We start from the raw sequence: 274 nt of genomic DNA, 5'->3' as shown, positions 1-274 counted from the left end.
ATTTATCCCAGTGTCAAAGGCTTGCATCAGAATAAATTGCGTACTTTGATTAAGTTGGCACTACAAACGGTGCGTAGTCAGGGTCTACCGATGACGCTGTTTACCAATGAAGATTTTGCCGTCGTTGCGGATTTACCATTGGTACCTTTTGAACCACCAAAAAAATCGGTAATAGAGGCGTATGAGTCTGAAGATATTTTTTCGACGCTCGCCCGTAGTGTGCCCGACAATGCTACCAGTAATAGTGTCAATAAAGCCCAGCCCGCTATTTATG

The 274-nt window shown here is 43.8% G+C and carries 1 pseudogene; it reads left to right on the top strand.

Annotation, left to right across the window (positions count from 1 at the left end):
- Positions 1 to 274, top strand: a pseudogene (locus AAEY79_RS14820) (ATP-dependent DNA helicase RecG); the annotation flags it as partial.

The sequence above is a fragment of the Psychrobacter sp. GW64-MNA-CIBAN-0177 genome, assembly GCF_040309585.1.
GTDB classification, from domain to species: domain Bacteria; phylum Pseudomonadota; class Gammaproteobacteria; order Pseudomonadales; family Moraxellaceae; genus Psychrobacter; species Psychrobacter okhotskensis.
The sequence above is the reverse complement of the archived record's forward strand: the minus strand, read 5'-3'. Positions and strand labels throughout refer to the sequence as shown.